General features: G+C 63.5%; 14 protein-coding genes. 8 read left to right on the plus strand and 6 right to left on the minus strand.

What is annotated here, in order from left to right; translation table 11 throughout:
- Nucleotides 1–37 precede the first annotated feature (37 nt).
- Complete coding sequence (gene rpoH, locus FJ867_RS00385; RefSeq protein WP_027023478.1) at nt 38–949, plus strand: RNA polymerase sigma factor RpoH; 912 nt, start codon at nt 38–40, stop codon at nt 947–949.
- An 85-nt stretch (nt 950–1034) separates the two neighbouring features.
- On the opposite strand, the gene FJ867_RS00390 is transcribed toward rpoH, so the two are convergent.
- The 4 genes from FJ867_RS00390 to FJ867_RS00405 form a co-directional block, all read right to left on the minus strand.
- The gene (locus tag FJ867_RS00390) at nt 1035–1907 is read right to left on the minus strand and encodes an MBL fold metallo-hydrolase (protein WP_140500555.1); all 873 of its coding nucleotides are present in this window, start codon (nt 1905–1907) and stop codon (nt 1035–1037) included.
- Nucleotides 1908–2154: 247 nt separating this feature from the next.
- Nucleotides 2155–2814 (minus strand): peroxiredoxin, encoded by a 660-nt coding sequence (locus FJ867_RS00395; RefSeq protein WP_140500553.1) that lies wholly within the window; start codon nt 2812–2814, stop codon nt 2155–2157.
- A 169-nt stretch (nt 2815–2983) separates the two neighbouring features.
- Nucleotides 2984–3349 carry a cell division protein ZapA gene (locus FJ867_RS00400; protein ID WP_140500552.1) on the minus strand — a complete coding sequence of 122 codons (366 nt, stop codon included), beginning with the start codon at nt 3347–3349 and terminating at the stop codon, nt 2984–2986.
- A gap of 4 nt (nt 3350–3353) precedes the next feature.
- Nucleotides 3354–3626: a DUF4164 domain-containing protein gene (locus FJ867_RS00405; protein ID WP_140584487.1), complete on the minus strand. Its 273-nt coding sequence runs from the start codon at nt 3624–3626 to the stop codon at nt 3354–3356.
- Between the two features lie 259 nt (nt 3627–3885).
- On the opposite strand from FJ867_RS00405, the gene tkt reads away from it, so the two are divergent.
- The 7 genes from tkt (at nt 3886) to FJ867_RS00440 (ending at nt 13431) form a co-directional block, all read left to right on the plus strand.
- The gene (tkt, locus tag FJ867_RS00410; protein WP_140525465.1) at nt 3886–5877 is read left to right on the plus strand and encodes a transketolase; all 1992 of its coding nucleotides are present in this window, start codon (nt 3886–3888) and stop codon (nt 5875–5877) included.
- Between the two features lie 211 nt (nt 5878–6088).
- On the plus strand, nt 6089–7099 hold the full coding sequence (gap, locus tag FJ867_RS00415) for a type I glyceraldehyde-3-phosphate dehydrogenase (protein WP_140500546.1): 1011 nt from the start codon (nt 6089–6091) through the stop codon (nt 7097–7099).
- Nucleotides 7100–7312: 213 nt separating this feature from the next.
- Complete coding sequence (locus FJ867_RS00420; RefSeq protein ID WP_140816243.1) at nt 7313–9196, plus strand: potassium/proton antiporter; 1884 nt, start codon at nt 7313–7315, stop codon at nt 9194–9196.
- Between the two features lie 173 nt (nt 9197–9369).
- Nucleotides 9370–10566, plus strand: a complete 1197-nt coding sequence (locus FJ867_RS00425; protein WP_140584485.1) for a phosphoglycerate kinase — start codon at nt 9370–9372, stop codon at nt 10564–10566.
- 125 nt (nt 10567–10691) lie between these two features.
- Nucleotides 10692–11717 carry a class I fructose-bisphosphate aldolase gene (locus FJ867_RS00430; protein WP_140816245.1) on the plus strand — a complete coding sequence of 342 codons (1026 nt, stop codon included), beginning with the start codon at nt 10692–10694 and terminating at the stop codon, nt 11715–11717.
- A gap of 167 nt (nt 11718–11884) precedes the next feature.
- Nucleotides 11885–12616 (plus strand): thioredoxin family protein, encoded by a 732-nt coding sequence (locus FJ867_RS00435; protein WP_140561549.1) that lies wholly within the window; start codon nt 11885–11887, stop codon nt 12614–12616.
- A gap of 98 nt (nt 12617–12714) precedes the next feature.
- Nucleotides 12715–13431, plus strand: coding sequence for an SGNH/GDSL hydrolase family protein (locus FJ867_RS00440; protein WP_140500537.1), 717 nt, complete (start codon nt 12715–12717; stop codon nt 13429–13431).
- 81 nt (nt 13432–13512) lie between these two features.
- Here FJ867_RS00440 and FJ867_RS00445 read toward each other — a convergent pair whose 3' ends face one another.
- Both FJ867_RS00445 and FJ867_RS00450 read right to left on the minus strand, forming a co-directional pair.
- The gene (locus FJ867_RS00445) at nt 13513–13692 is read right to left on the minus strand and encodes a hypothetical protein (RefSeq protein ID WP_181165425.1); all 180 of its coding nucleotides are present in this window, start codon (nt 13690–13692) and stop codon (nt 13513–13515) included.
- A 97-nt stretch (nt 13693–13789) separates the two neighbouring features.
- The gene (locus FJ867_RS00450; protein ID WP_140584728.1) at nt 13790–14737 is read right to left on the minus strand and encodes a ring-cleaving dioxygenase; all 948 of its coding nucleotides are present in this window, start codon (nt 14735–14737) and stop codon (nt 13790–13792) included.
- Between the last annotated feature and the right edge of the window lie 175 nt (nt 14738–14912).

The raw sequence follows: 14912 nt of genomic DNA on the forward strand, positions 1-14912 counted from the left end.
TTCGGGGGCATCACTCCAATAGAGAGGGGGCGCTATCATGGCCCAGTCACTACCCAGTATCGTTTCCGGCGAAGGCGGCCTCAGCCGCTACCTGGAAGAGATCCGCCGCTTTCCGATGCTTCAGCCGCAGGAAGAGTACATGCTCGCCAAGCGTTATGCCGAGCATGAGGACACTTCCGCAGCGCACAAGCTCGTCACCAGCCATTTGCGGCTCGTCGCCAAGATCGCCATGGGCTATCGCGGCTACGGCCTGCCGATTGGCGAAGTGATCTCGGAAGGCAATGTCGGCCTGATGCAGGCCGTCAAGAAATTCGAGCCAGAGCGTGGCTTCCGCCTCGCGACCTACGCCATGTGGTGGATCAAGGCCTCGATCCAGGAATACATCCTGCGCTCGTGGAGCCTGGTCAAGATGGGCACGACCGCCAACCAGAAGCGTCTGTTCTTCAACCTGCGCAAGGTGAAGGGCAAGATCCAGGCGCTTGACGACGGCGACCTCAAGCCCGACCAGATCGCCGAAATCGCCACGAGGCTGAACGTCTCGGAAGCGGAAGTCGTGTCGATGAACCGCCGCCTGTCGGGCGACGCCTCACTCAACGCGCCGATCCGGGCGACGGAAGGCGAGTCCGGCGAATGGCAGGACTGGCTGGTCGACGACCACGAAAGCCAGGAAGAGATGCTGATCGAGCAGGACGAGCTGGAAAACCGGCGCGGCATGCTGTCGGGTGCTCTTGCGGTGCTCAACGAACGCGAACGGCGCATCTTCGAGGCGCGCCGCCTCGCTGATGAGCCGCTGACCCTGGAAGAACTGTCGGCTGAGTTCGACATCAGCCGCGAGCGCGTGCGCCAGATCGAAGTGCGCGCTTTCGAGAAGGTTCAGGATGCCGTCAAGGCCGCCGCCAAGCGCCAGACCCAGGCGCTGCGCACCATCGAGGCGCAGCCGGCGGCTTAAAGCCGGCATCGGCAACAAGATAGAACGGCGGCGTCAGGAGACTGGCGCCGCCTTTTTGTATACCGCAGCGGGTGCCGTGATTGCTTCAAAGCCCATCCAGCGGAAATTTCAGATACCGTCGGCCATTGGCTTCCGGTTCCGGCAGGCGTCCGCCATTCATGTTGACCTGCAGCGCATGCAGGATCAGCCTCGGCATCGGCAATGTCCGGTCGCGCGCCTCGCGCAGGGCAACGAATTCGGCCTCGCCGCGCGCGGCGGCAAGATGTATGTTGTCGGCTTTCTGCGCGGCAACCGTGCTCTCCCATAATGCCTGGCGCCCGCCGGGCTGATAATCATGGCCGACAAAGACGCGCGTGTCCTCCGGCAGGGCCAGAATGCCCTGGATCGAGTGCCACAGGCGCGCGGCGCTGCCGCCGGGAAAATCCGTCCTTGCCGTGCCGCTGTCGGGCATGAACAGCGTGTCGTGAACAAAGGCTGCATCCCCGATCACATAGGTGATCGACGCCAGCGTGTGCCCGGGCGAGAAAAGCACCCTTGCTGGAAGCGTTCCCACCCGAAAAACCTCGCCGTCGCCGAACAGCCGGTCCCACTGCGAGCCGTCGGCGGGGAAATCCGGCCAGTTGTAGATCGCCTTCCACAATTTCTGGACCTCGACGATCCTCTCGCCGATCGCCGTCGGCGCCGCGGTCCTTTGCTTCAGGTACTGCGCGGCCGAGAAATGATCGGCATGCGGATGGGTGTCGAGAATCCATTCGACGCTCAGTCCCTCCGCCCTGACGAAATCCAGCAGCGCATCGGCATTGGCTGTCGAAACTGCGCCGGACTTCTCGTCGAAGTCGAGGACCGGATCGATTATGGCACACCGCTTCGTCACCCGGTCGGCGACGACATACTGGATGGCGCCGGTCGGCTTGTCGTGGAAACCGGTGACCTCAGGCTTTGCCGAACCTATGTCCAATCCGACGTCCCCTCCGTTAGCCAGACAGGAATGATTTTCTCTGCCAGAGCAACATACGAGCATGCTTGTCTAGCGGGGCCCTGCCGTCAAGCACGCCTTGCCAGAAAAGCGACGGAAGTCGAAAAATCCCGGCCAGGCAACTGGAGCAATTCCAAGCGGTTTCCCGGGAAAGCGCGTGGCGCTTTGCCCAAGGAATTGCGCAAAAACAAAGAGATGGTTCGCCGTTTCCGTGAACCGGAGAGCCGCTTTACGCGGAAGGCTGCTTGGTCTTCCTGAGGTAGGGCAGGATGGTCTCGTAGGCGCCGAAGCGCTTGATGGCGTCCTCGTTGGAAACGGCCGCGGTGATGATGACGTCCTCGCCCTGTTTCCAGTTCGCCGGCGTCGCCACCTGGTGCTTGGCGGTCAACTGCATGGAATCGACCGCGCGCAGGATCTCGTCAAAGTTGCGGCCCGTGGTCATCGGATAGGTCAGCACCAGCTTGATCTTCTTGTCGGGCCCAATGACATAGACCGAACGCACGGTGGCATTGTCGGCGGGCGTGCGGCCCTCCGACGTCTCGCCTGCACCAGCAGGCAGCATGTCGTAGAGCTTGGCGACCTTGAGATCCTTGTCGCCGATCAGCGGATAGTTCACCGAATGGCCGGTGGCCGTCTTGATGTCGTCCTGCCATTTGCCGTGGCTTTCGACCGGATCGACCGAAATGCCGATAATCTTGACGTTGCGCTTCTTGAACTCGCCCTCGAGCCCCGCCATCGTGCCCAACTCGGTCGTGCAGACGGGAGTGAAATTCTTCGGGTGGCTGAACAGCACCGCCCAGCCGTCACCGATCCACTGGTGAAAGCTGATCGGTCCTTGCGTGGTCTCGGCGGTGAAATCCGGGGCGATATCGTTGATGCGAAGGCTCATGTTGTTTCCCTACCCTTGAAATGTTGCCGGCAACGGCTGGCGAGCGCTCAAATCTTTTTAACACCTCGGCGGCAACCCACAAATGCCTAAAGCCACAGGCGCCCGTCACGCCCGCGAAAAAATTTCTCTTCTTGCCGCCAAGTTCGGCAGGAATTTCCGAGGAGACCGCTTATGCCTTGTTGACGGCCAGCGTCGCCGCAAGATCTTCCATGCGCTGCGCCAGCGCGCCAAGCGCGTTGGTCAGCACGCTGTCGCTCTTGTCGGCCTTGGTCAGCGCCTCGTCGCGGGTCTTGCGCAAGGTTAGCACTTCGCTTTCCATGCCCTTGACGCGCTTCTGCAGCTCCGAGAGTTCATCCATGACCATGATGCCGGCCATGACCGTCAGCCGCTGGTCGCCGATCTCGCCGAATGAATCCTTCAGATGCGAGACGTAGCGGTCGAAACGCTCGGCGAGATCGATCAGATGCTCTTCCTGGCCTTCGTCGCAGGCCATCCGATACTGCTTGCCGTCGATGGAAACCGTGACCTGTGCCATCAGCCTACCTATCCAACACAGCGCGGATGGTTTCCATGGCGGTCACCAGTCGTCGCGACACTTCCTTGTTGGCTTCCTCCAGCCGCTCGGCGCGCGCCTCGGAACTGTCGAGCTCCTGCGCCAGCCGCGAGCGGTCGGCATTCATCCGCTGCACCTCGGCCTCGGCTTCCGAATAATCGCGCTCATGCTCGAGCTTGGCCGCGACGGCGTTTTCCAGGCCTTCCATGGCCTTGCCCAGCCTTGCGATGACTTCCTTGAGTGTCGTTTCCCCGGTCATGGCCTCGTCCTGTGCCCTGCCCATCACCGAATCGCTCGCGTTCAGAACGCGTTATCTCTGAAACATTAGGCACCGGGTGAAGGCGACGTCAACAAAGCTCTCGCGACTGTCCCCTGCTAACGCTAATATAGGCCTGCCCGCGGCATCACAAGGCCGGCAAATGCGCACCGGTTTGTTGACTAAAAGTGCGCGCCTGCTATGTGTCGCGCACGCTTTTCAAGGGCTCTCCCAAGGCCCCAAACCCCACCCCGGAGGAACCATGACGTCGCGTGAACAACATGACCGGATGGCCAATGCGATCCGCTTTCTCTCCATGGACGCGGTCGAGAAGGCGAACTCCGGCCATCCCGGCCTGCCCATGGGCTGCGCCGACATTGCCACGGTGCTGTTCACCCGTTTCCTGAAATTCGACGCCAAGGCGCCGCATTGGGCCGACCGCGACCGCTTCATCCTGTCGGCCGGCCACGGCTCGATGCTGCTCTACTCGCTGCTCTACCTGACCGGCTACGAAGACATGACGATCGACCAGATCAAGCACTTCCGCCAGTTGGGCTCGAAAACCGCCGGCCATCCCGAATATGGCCACGCCGCCGGCATCGAAACGACCACCGGCCCGCTCGGCCAGGGCCTTGCCAATTCTGTCGGGTTCGCGCTCGGCGAGCGCATCATGAACGCCGCCTTCGGCAACGACCTCGTCAGCCACTACACCTATGTGCTGGCCGGCGACGGCTGCCTGATGGAAGGTGTCTCCCAGGAGGCGATCGCGCTTGCCGGGCACCTCAAGCTCAACAAGCTGATCGTGTTCTGGGACAACAACAACATCTCGATCGACGGCCCGGTGTCGCTGGCTGACAATACCGACCAGGTCGCGCGCTTCCAGGCTTCCGGTTGGAACGCCAGCCACATCGACGGCACGGATCCGGAAGCCATCGCCTATGCGATCGAAGCCGCCCGCCATTCCGACAAGCCGACGATGATCGCCTGCAAGACGACCATCGGCTTCGGCGCCCCGACCAAGGCCGGCACCAACAAGGCGCACGGCTCGCCCCTCGGCGCCGACGAGATCGCCGGCGCGCGCAAGTTCTTCAACTGGGAGTCACCCCCCTTCGAGGTTCCAGCCGACATCCTCGATGCCTGGCGCACGGCCGGCACGGCCGGCGCCGAGGCGCGCGCCGACTGGGAAGGTCGCCTCGCCAAGGCCGACGCCAAGCTCAGGGCAGAGTTCGAGCGCCGCGTTGCCGGCAAGCTGCCGTCCAACTTCGACGCCGTCATTGCCGACTACAAAAAGAAGCTCTCCGCCGACAAGCCGAAGGTCGCCACCCGCAAATCTTCCGAAATGGCGCTGGAAGTCATCAACGGCGCCGTGCCCGAAACCATCGGCGGCTCGGCCGATCTCACCGGCTCCAACAACACCAAGACCAGCCAGACCAAGAACATCACCCCGGACGACTACGGCCAGCGCTATGTCCACTACGGCATCCGCGAACACGGCATGGCTGCCGCCATCAACGGGCTGACGCTGCATGGCGGCCTGATCGCCTATGGCGGCACTTTCCTGTGCTTCTCAGACTATGCCCGCCCCTCGATGCGACTGGCCTCGCTGATGGGCATCCGCTCGATCTTCGTCATGACTCATGACTCCATCGGTCTCGGCGAAGACGGCCCGACCCATCAGCCGGTCGAGCATGTGGCGGCACTGCGCGCCATCCCCAACCACAACGTGTTCCGTCCGGCGGACGCGGTCGAGACCGCCGAATGCTGGCAGTTGGCCCTTGAATCGGAAAAGACGCCGTCAACGCTGGCGCTGACCCGACAGAACCTGCCGACCGTGCGCACCGAATTCACAGAGAAGAACCTGAGCAGCCAGGGCGCCTATGAGCTCGCCGCCGCCAGCGGCGAAGCCGCGGTGACGATCTTCGCCACGGGTTCGGAAGTCGAGATCGCGCTCGGCGCCCGCGACCTCCTGGAGAAGCACGGCCATCCGACCCGCGTCGTCTCGGTTCCTTGCTTCGAACTGTTCGATAAGCAGAGCGAGGACTACCGCCGCAAGACGATCGGCAATGCGAAGGTGAAGATGGCGATCGAAGCCGGCATCCGCCAGGGCTGGGATCACCTCATCGGCTCCGATGGCATCTTCATCGGCATGACCGGCTTCGGCGCCTCGGGAACGATCGAGCAGCTCTATCCGCATTTCGGCATCACCGCCGAGGCGGCCGCCAAGGCGGCGGAAGCCCGCCTGCATGGCAAGTAAGGCCGTGCTTGTTGCCCAAAAGTGTATCTCGATTTTGGGACAGCGACATGTATGAAACAAGAACGCTCGGCGAAACCGCGTACAGCGGTTCCGCCGGACTGGCCTGACCTAATCGATTTAAATCCACGTCGCCGCGGCTGGATTCTTTCCGCTTCCGCCGCTATGAAGCTGCGGACCAATCGTCTGCCCTCCAGCTCCCAAGGAGAGAAAAATGACCGTCAGAGTTGCCATCAACGGATTCGGCCGCATCGGCCGCAACATCCTGCGCGCCATCCATGAATCCGGCCGCAAGGACATCGACGTCGTCGCCGTCAACGACCTCGGCCCGGTTGAAACCAACGCCCACCTCCTGCGCTACGACAGCGTACACGGCCGCTTCCCGCACGAGGTATCGGTTTCCGGCGACCAGATCACCGTCGGCAAGGAGACGTTCAAGGTCACCGCGATCAAGGATCCGACCCAGCTGCCGTGGAAGGAGCTCGGCGTCGACATCGCGCTCGAATGCACCGGCATCTTCACCGCCCGCGACAAGGCAGCCGCACACCTGACCGCCGGCGCCAAGCGCGTCCTCGTTTCGGCGCCCGGTGAAGGCGCCGACCTCACCGTCGTCTACGGCATCAATCACGACAAGCTGAACAAGGACCACATCGTCATCTCGAACGCGTCCTGCACCACCAATTGCCTGGCGCCGCTGGCCGCAGTCCTGCACGAGACGGTCGGCATCGAAAAGGGCATGATGACGACGATCCATTCCTACACCGGCGACCAGCCGACGCTGGACACCATGCACAAGGATCTCTACCGCGCCCGCGCCGCGGCACTCTCGCAGATCCCGACCTCGACCGGTGCCGCCAAGGCCATCGGCCTGGTGCTGCCCGAGCTCAAGGGCAAGCTCGACGGCATCTCGATCCGCGTGCCGACGCCGAACGTCTCGCTCGTCGACTTCAAGTTCATCGCCAAGCGCTCGACGTCGGCGCAGGAGATCAACGAGGCGGTGATCGCCGCCTCCAATGGCAAGCTCAAGGGCATCCTGTCGGTTACCCATCATCCGAACGTGTCGATCGACTTCAACCACGACCCGCACTCCTCGATCGTGGCGCTCGACCAGACCAAGGTGATGGACGGCAACTTCGTTTCGGTGCTGTCCTGGTACGACAATGAATGGGGCTTCTCCAATCGCATGGGCGATACCGCGGTCGCCTTCGGCAAGACCATCGCCTGATCGCGGGCCCATCTTCCAGAGACTTGAAACGCCCGGCTTGGTCCGGGCGTTTTTCGTCGGAGTGCTCGGCAAGGCGCCGCTTCGCTCCTGCTAAGCCGAAGGACGACGAACTTGTAGGGCTTCGGCCAAAAAACCGCTCTCCCGCCTTGCGCCGGCCATGCCTTCGCCCCACTCTTCCTTGAATCGAGAGAAGAGGCAGGGGACAAGTCACGGATGGAGCATGCGATCTATCTCGTCACGCTGGTGGGCACCGCGCTTGTCGTCGTCGCCGCGTTTTCGAGCCTGATCGCCTTCCGCTTCGGCGCACCGCTGCTGCTTCTGTTTCTCTGCATCGGGCTCGCCACCGGGACCGATGGCCTCGGCATCGAGTTCGACAATGCCCGCATCGCCTATTTTGCCGGCTCACTGGCGCTGGCGGTGATCCTGTTCGATTCCGGCTTCGGCACGCCGCTCAATGCCTTGCGGCAGGCAGCCGGGCCGGCGCTGTCTCTGGCCACATTCGGCGTGATCCTCACCACTGGCCTGTTCGGCGCCGCCGCCTACTATATGCTCGATCTCACCTGGCTGGAATCCTTCCTGCTCGGTGCCGCCGTCGCCTCCACCGACGCGGCCGCCGTGTTCTTCCTTTTGCGCGCCGGCGAGATCAATCTGCGCGAGCGCGTGCGCTCCACGCTGGAGGTGGAGTCCGGCACCAACGATCCGATCGCCATCTTCCTGACCATCACCCTGGTCGAGATCATAGCCGCCCATGCCGACCCCGAGGCCAATGTCCTGGTCACCAACCTCGTCCTCGGCTTCCTCATTAACATGGGCCTGGGCGCCATTGTCGGCGTGCTGGGCGGCCTCGCCATCGTGCGCCTCGTCGACCGGCTCAATCTCGACCATGGCCTGCTGCCGATCTTCGTGCTGACCCTATCGCTGATGGTCTTCGCCGCCGCCGGCGCCATCGGCGGCTCCGGTTTCCTGGCGGTCTATCTTGCCGGTCTCATCGCGGGTAATTCCGACATCCGCGCCGTCACCATCCTCAAGCGCTTCCAGGACGGCATGTCCTGGCTGGCGCAGATCATCATGTTCCTGATCCTCGGCCTGTTCGCGACGCCCTCGCAATTCCCGGCGATCATGGTGCCGGCGGTGCTGCTTGGCCTGTTCCTGATGTTCGTCGCCCGGCCGATCGCGGTCTGGCTTTGCCTGGTCCCGTTTCGTCTGCCGCGCCCCGAAGTCGCCTTCGTTTCCTGGGTCGGCCTGCGCGGCGCCGTCTCGATCCTGCTTGCCATCACTCCCTTGCTCGGCGGGCTGGAGAATGGCCGCACCATCTTCAACGCCGCCTTCATCATCGTCCTGGTGTCGCTCGTCATCCAGGGCTGGACCGTTGGTCCGCTGGCGCGCCGTCTCGGCCTGATCGTGCCGGCGCGGCTCGGACCTCTGGACAAGGTCGAGCTCGAACTGCCGGGCTCGGCCCATCACGAGCTCCTCGCCTACCGCGTCGCGCCGGGCAGCCCGGTGGCGCGCGGCGAGCGCATCCCTCGCTGGGCGCGGCCCTCGCTGGTGTTGCGCGATGGACGCTCGATGCGTTTCCAGGACATGGGCAGGCTTGCCGCCGGCGACCAGGTCTACATCTTCGTGCCGGACCGCTATCCACGCCTGCTCGACAAGCTGTTCGCCAGCCGCGCCGTCGTCGACCCCGAGGACGCCGATTTCTTCGGCGCCTTCGCCGTCGATCCGGCGCGTTCCGCTGCCGAACTGGAAGCCGCATACGCGCCGGGCCTGAGCGAGGCGGAACAGAACCTGACCGTCGGCGCTCTGGTCACGGCGCGGCTCGGCGGCCACGTCGAATACGCCGACCGCGTGCTGATCGGCCCGATCGAGCTGATCGTGCGTGACGTCGACGACAAGGGCAGGATCACAGGCCTGGGCCTCTCCTTCGAACCGACCGCGCCCGTGGCGCGGGTACCGGTCTTCCTCAGCGCCGGCGAGATCGCCGACCGGATCAAAGCTTTCGTCCAAACCTGGCGCAAGCCGGTGGAAACACCGATCACCGCGGCACGCGCAGACGAGAAAACCGAGCCGGCGGTGGAAAAGGCAACGACCGAAAGCTGACACGGCGATCCTTTGCGCCGCACCCATCCGCCTGCCGTGACGCTTCGCGACGTCGACGCCTTCGCCTTCGCCTTCGCCTTCGCCTTGAAAATTTCGCGCCCTCCCCAGCCAAGTCTTGCATCGTCGTCGGTGCGGGGTATGGTCCCGGCGATTTCTCAGCGAAAGGAACCAGCATGGCCAGCTTCAAGACACTGGACGATATCGGCAACATCAATGGCAAGCGCGTGCTGGTGCGCGTCGACCTCAACGTTCCCGTCGCTGACGGCAAGGTTACCGACACGACCCGCATCGAACGCATCGCGCCGACCATCGCTGAATTGTCAGGCAAGGGCGCCAAGGTCATCCTGCTCGCCCATTTCGGCCGGCCCAAGGACGGTCCCTCGCCGGAATTCTCGCTGGAGCCGATCGCCAGGGCGACGGCCGAGGTGCTTGGCCGTCCCGTGGGCTTTGCCGGCGACTGCGTCGGCGACACGGCGGGAAGTGCGGTCGCCGCCATGAACAAGGGCGACGTGCTGCTGCTCGAGAACACCCGCTTCTACAAGGCCGAGGAGAAGAACGACCCGGCCTTCACCGAACGGCTCGCCGCCAATGGCGATATCTTCGTCAACGACGCCTTCTCCGCTGCCCACCGGGCGCATTCCTCGACCGAGGGACTGGCGCATCTGTTGCCAGCCTTTGCCGGCCGCACCATGCAAGCCGAACTGGAAGCGCTGGAGAAGGGCCTTGGAAATCCTGTTCGCCCGGTGATCGCCATCGTCGGCGGCGCCAAGGTCTCGACCAAGATCGACCTGCTGATGAACCTGGTCAAGAAAGTCGACGCGCTGGTCATCGGCGGCGGCATGGCCAACACCTTTCTCGCCGCACGCGGCACCGATGTCGGCAAGTCGCTGTGCGAGCACGACCTCGCCGCTACCGCCAAGCAGATCATGATCGAGGCGGCCGAGGCCGGCTGCGCCATCATCCTGCCCGTCGACGGCGTCGTGGCGAAGGAATTCAAGGCGGGTGCGGCCAGCGAAACCGTGGCCATCGCCGACGTGCCTGCGGATGGCATGATCCTCGATGTCGGCGAAAAGACCGTGAGGGCCGTTGCCGACTGGATCGACCGCGCCGCGACCTTGGTCTGGAACGGGCCGCTCGGCGCGTTCGAGATCGAACCCTTCGATCGCGCGACGATGGCGGCAGCCAGGCATGCGGCGGCGCGCACCAAGGCCGGCAAGCTGGTTTCGGTGGCCGGTGGCGGCGATACCGTGGCGGCGCTCAACCAGGCCGGGGTTGCCGACGATTTCACCTATGTCTCGACTGCCGGCGGCGCCTTCCTCGAATGGATGGAAGGCAAGCCGCTGCCGGGCGTCGACGTGCTCAAGCATTGAGACGATCAACTCGAGGCGAGCGCGCGGCGTTGCCGGGAGTTTCGATCGATTGGAGCTTTCCGGCGTCATTCCTTTGGCGGTAGTGTCCTGTCAGGCGCAGAACAACACCGTCAAGGAGAAGCACGATGAGCGAACGTCTCGAAGACATTGCCGCCGCGATGGTGGCCAACGGCAAGGGCCTGCTGGCCGCCGACGAAAGCTCGGGGACCATCAAGAAGCGCTTCGACGTCATCGGCGTCGAATCGACCGCGGACAGCCGGCGCGACTACCGCGAGATGATGTTCCGCACCAGTGACGCCATGACCAGGTATATTTCCGGCGTCATCCTCTATGACGAGACCATTCGCCAGAAAGCGGCCGACGGCACGCCGCTGGTCGATATCATCAAGGCTTCAGGCGCTATTCCCGGAATCAAGGTCGATGCCGGCGCCAAGCCTCTGGCCGGCTTTCCCGGCGACACGGTCACGGAGGGCCTCGACGGCCTGCGCGAGCGGCTCGCCGACTATTACAAGCTCGGCGCCCGCTTCGCCAAATGGCGTGCCGTGATCGACATCGACAAGACCAAGGGCGTGCCGTCGGCCACCTCGATCAGCGCGAACACCCACGCGCTCGCCCGCTATGCGGCCCTTTGCCAGGAAGCCGGCATCGTGCCGATCGTGGAGCCGGAAGTGCTGATGGACGGCGCCCACGACATCGACACATGCTATGAAATCTCGAGGGCGACGCTGACGAAGCTCTACGACGAGCTCTACGCGGCCCGTGTTGTGCTCGAAGGCACGATCCTGAAGCCCAACATGGTGCTGGCGGGCAGGAAATCGGGCACGGTGAGCAATCCTGAAGAGGTCGCGCAAAAGACCATAAAGCTGTTCCGCGAGACCGTGCCGGCGGCGGTGCCGGGCATCGCCTTCCTCTCCGGCGGCCAGGAGGACGAGGAAGCGACCGCCAACCTCAACGCCATCAACGCCATCGGCCCGCATCCGTGGAAGCTGACCTTCTCCTATGGCCGCGCCCTGCAGGCTGCCCCGCAGAAGGCCTGGAGCGGCAAGGCATCCAATGTTGCCGCGGGTCAGGCCGCCTTCACCCACCGTGCCCACATGAACCATCTGGCGGCGCTTGGACAATGGAAGCCGAGCCTGGAGCAGGCTGCCTGACCACGGTTTTCCGTCTCTATCGGACCCGGGCCATGCGCCCGGGTTTTGCTGCGCTTCGCCGGACTTGGGATGAAGCGCCTCCATCCCTATTTCTCTCCAGCGCAGCCGGCGCGATGTCGGCTCATGCCCGTCCCGAACGTCCTTGGGATGAAGCCAGGGAGAGATTCATGCATCGCAACAAGGTCGTTTCACGCGAGGATTGGTTCCGGGCACACAAAGCGCATCTGGCGCGCGAGAAGGAATTGACGCGATTTCGCGAGCGCATCGCGGCGGAACGGCGCGAATTGCCTTGGCTGAAGGTGAGAAAGGACTACGTCTTCGAAACCGAGCAGGGTCCAAGATGCCTGGCCGAACTGTTCGCCGGCCGCAGCCAGCTGATCGTCTATCATTTCGTGTTCGGGCCCGGCTCGACCCATCATTGCGAAGGCTGTGCGTTCGTCGCCGACCACATGGACGGTGCCAATCAGCATCTGAGACACCATGACGTGTCACTTGTCGCGGTGTCACGCGCGCCGCTCGCCGAGCTGCTGCCCTACCGAGAGCGCATGGGTTGGAAATTCGACTGGGTCTCGTCCTATGCCTCGGACTTCAACTTCGACATGCAGGTGTCGTTCACCGACAAGCAGATCGCATCCGGTGAAGCGATCTACAATTTCGAGACGCCCGTTCTGAAATCGAAAGACCTGCCCGGCACCACCGTGTTCTACCGGGACGAGACCGGCGACATCTTCCTGACCTTCATGTCGCGCGCCCGCGGCAGCGAACAGCTGATCGGCGCCTATCAATATCTCGACCTTGCGCCGAAAGGCCGCGACGAGACCGGGCCTTATAGAACCTTGATGGACTGGGTGCGGCTGCATGACCAGTATGGAAACAGGTCGCAAGCGGACAGGGCTTAGGCATTCAGCGATCCCATCGAACATTGGACGCTTGAAGGCGTCCGCCACCGGTGCAAGGATCGTTCACCTCCGGCGCAACATGCGTTAAATGCTGCTCGATGCGACGCTTTCCGGCTCTCCTCACTTGGCTCGCCTTCCCTGTCTATGTCTGGCAGGGGCTTGGCGTGCGCCGACGCACCTCGCGCATGCTGCCCGCGCAAGGCCCGGTCATGCATGAGATAGCCGGCGGCCAGCCGGCGGTCTGGCTGCTGGTGCTGGGCGATTCCTCCGCCGCCTCGGTCGGCATCGAAAAATCCGAGAATGGCTTGGCCGCGCAGCTGGCCGTCCTGATCTCGCAGCGAACCGGCCGCGCCGTGCGCTGGCGCGCCGCCGGGTTCAATTCGGCGACGTCGGGGCAGATCCGCGACCACGTCCTGCCCAATCTCTCGGCCGATCCGTGGACGCATATCGTGCTCGCCATTGGCACCAACGACACCAAGAATTTCCACTCCGTGCCCCGCTTCAAGAGGGCGTTCGGCGGTCTGCTCTACGCCCTGCGCGCCAAATGGCCTGAGGCCCGCGTGGTGTGGTCTCCTGTGCTGGAGTTCACGCAAGCGCCAGCCATGCCGCCGCTGCTCGGCAAGATCCTGGAAATTCGCGCCGGTGAGATGAACCGGATGGGCAAACGTCTTTGCCTCGAACGCGGTGCGGTGCCGGCGCCGCGCTTGCCGATCACCAATCCCGAAGCCGGCTTCGCCTCGGACGGATTTCATGCATCGGAAGCCGGTTACCGGGCCTGGGCCGAGCACCTCGTCGGCTGCGTGATCGAAGAGTGATTGCCGCCGGCTCGTGCCGGCCCGATATTCCATCCTGCGCATTCCAGGCGGGAAACCGCCAGACACCTTCCTGGAACTGCGCTACGTCCAATGTCCAAGCACGGCCGTTATCGAAATGGCCGCCATGGCCAGGAGCGCCAGCTTCCAGAAGTCGCTGCGCCGTTTCAGCCCCGGCCAGCCGAGCGGCTTGATCAACTGGATGACCATGATGCCAAGGATGACGAGGGCGAGGAGTTTCGACATGCCGCCTTTGACCAGCATCGCGGTCGGCTGTCAAAGCGCGTCGTTCGTCGCTCGAAAAAAATAGGCGCCGCGATCCGGACTGGAACGCGGCGCCAGCCTTTGATCGGGGAACGATCTACTTCAGCGGCTTGAGGCCGGCCTCGATCGAAGCGCGCTTCGATTCCAGGAATGGCGGCAGGGCCAACTTTTCGCCCAGCGTCTCCAGCGGTTCGTCGGCGGTGAACCCCGGCCCGTCAGTGGCGATCTCGAACAGGATGCCATTCGGCTCGCGGAAATAGAGGGAGCGGAAATAATAGCGCTCGACCTCGCCGCTCGACGGCAGACGGAATTCGGCCAGCCGCGCCGTCCATTGATGCAGCGTCTCCTGGTCCGGCGCCCTGAAGGCGACGTGATGAACCGCACCGGCACCTTGCCTTGCCGGCGCCAGTCCCGGCTGCACGAGGACGTGCAATTCCGCCGCCGGCCCACCCTCGCCCATTTCAAAGACCTGAACCTGGCCCTCCGGCGAGGCATAGTCTCGGACCTTGCGCATGTTCATCACTTGCGTCACCACTGCTTCGGTATTGGTGAGGTCGGGAACGCTGATGACGATCGGCCCGAGCCCGCGGATCTGGTGTTCGACCGGCACGCGGCTTTGCGCCCAGGGGCGGCTGTCGCCCTTGCCGTCATCGCTGACGAGGCGCAGACGCTGGCCCTCGGGGTCCTCGAAATCCAGGCTGGCGTAGCCACCGATGTCGGCAATCTCACTCGTGACGATATTTTCGTCAGTCAAGTGTTGCTTCCACCAGGCAAGGCTGTCCTGGCCACCAACCCTGAGGCTGGTCCGCACAATGCTGTGGGTGCCGCGTCGCTCGCGGCCGACCGGCCAGTCGAAGAAAGTAAGGTCGGTGCCCGGCGTCGCTTCGCCATCGGCATAGAAGAGGTGGTAGGCTGAGGTATCGTCCTGGTTCACCGTCTTCTTGACCAGCCGCAAACCCAGCACCCTTGTATAGAAATGAAGATTTCCACGCACATTGGCGGTGATGGCGGTCAGATGGTGAATTCCTGTCAGTTGAAGGCTCATGGTCGTCTCCCTGTTTTTGGGGAAGAATTTTCTCCTTCCATATCAGAACTTCGGATCCCTGGCTGGAGACCACGTATCCTGACAGTCCGTCGCCAAAGGCTGAACAATGGATCATGACCAGGCATTGCATTAGTGAACAATCTCGGCCTTCTAAACCTGCTTCGGGCCGCGGTCT

Origin of the sequence: Mesorhizobium sp. B2-5-3, from assembly GCF_006441005.1 — a bacterium.
Lineage (GTDB): Bacteria > Pseudomonadota > Alphaproteobacteria > Rhizobiales > Rhizobiaceae > Mesorhizobium.

Coding starts and splice junctions, on each gene's coding strand:
- FJ867_RS00425 (WP_140584485.1), top strand. CDS start 9,370: ATGGCCAGCTTCAAGACACTGGACGATATCGGCAACATCAATGGCAAG.
- tkt (WP_140525465.1), top strand. CDS start 3,886: ATGACGTCGCGTGAACAACATGACCGGATGGCCAATGCGATCCGCTTT.
- FJ867_RS00445 (WP_181165425.1), bottom strand. CDS start 13,692: ATGCTGGTCAAAGGCGGCATGTCGAAACTCCTCGCCCTCGTCATCCTT.
- FJ867_RS00430 (WP_140816245.1), top strand. CDS start 10,692: ATGAGCGAACGTCTCGAAGACATTGCCGCCGCGATGGTGGCCAACGGC.
- FJ867_RS00400 (WP_140500552.1), bottom strand. CDS start 3,349: ATGGCACAGGTCACGGTTTCCATCGACGGCAAGCAGTATCGGATGGCC.
- FJ867_RS00440 (WP_140500537.1), top strand. CDS start 12,715: ATGCGACGCTTTCCGGCTCTCCTCACTTGGCTCGCCTTCCCTGTCTAT.
- FJ867_RS00435 (WP_140561549.1), top strand. CDS start 11,885: ATGCATCGCAACAAGGTCGTTTCACGCGAGGATTGGTTCCGGGCACAC.
- rpoH (WP_027023478.1), top strand. CDS start 38: ATGGCCCAGTCACTACCCAGTATCGTTTCCGGCGAAGGCGGCCTCAGC.
- FJ867_RS00420 (WP_140816243.1), top strand. CDS start 7,313: ATGGAGCATGCGATCTATCTCGTCACGCTGGTGGGCACCGCGCTTGTC.
- FJ867_RS00450 (WP_140584728.1), bottom strand. CDS start 14,737: ATGAGCCTTCAACTGACAGGAATTCACCATCTGACCGCCATCACCGCC.
- gap (WP_140500546.1), top strand. CDS start 6,089: ATGACCGTCAGAGTTGCCATCAACGGATTCGGCCGCATCGGCCGCAAC.
- FJ867_RS00395 (WP_140500553.1), bottom strand. CDS start 2,814: ATGAGCCTTCGCATCAACGATATCGCCCCGGATTTCACCGCCGAGACC.
- FJ867_RS00405 (WP_140584487.1), bottom strand. CDS start 3,626: ATGACCGGGGAAACGACACTCAAGGAAGTCATCGCAAGGCTGGGCAAG.